1 protein-coding gene is annotated in these 412 nt (G+C 79.1%); it reads left to right on the plus strand.

From position 1 onward, the window contains the following. Nucleotides 1–82: 82 nt before the first annotated feature. On the plus strand, nucleotides 83–412 hold a 330-nt coding region (locus PUR71_RS00100; protein WP_329924234.1), incomplete at its 3' end, for a hypothetical protein.

A 412-nucleotide genomic window follows, 5' to 3' on the forward strand; every position in this document is an offset into this window, starting at 1 on the left:
CCCCCCCCCCCCCCCCCCCCCCCCCCCCCCCCCCCACGAGCACTCCCCGCACGAGCCGGCAACCGAGGTCGAGCCGTGTGACGTGTGTTCTGACGTGTGCTATTCCGATCCCGATGCCGATGCCGAGGCCGAGGTCGAGCCCGAGGCCGCCCCCGCCCGCGGCGCCGCCCGGCTGGACGCGCCGCGGCGGCCGGTGACGCCGGAGACGGCGGACGCGTTCGAGCTGAGGGAGTTGAGGGGCGACGTGTGCGCGGCCGCCCTCGGTGCGCAGGGCGCGGACGGCGTAGATCGGGCGTGCGTCGGGGAGGGAACGAGTGTCCAGTCGGGTGTCGATCTCGGTGGGCGCCGTCTCCTGAAGCAGGGGGGGGGGGGGGGGGGGGGGGGGGGGGGGGGGGGGGGGGGGGGGGGGGGG

It is taken from the genome of Streptomyces sp. SP17BM10 (genome assembly GCF_036322405.1).
GTDB lineage: Bacteria > Actinomycetota > Actinomycetes > Streptomycetales > Streptomycetaceae > Kitasatospora.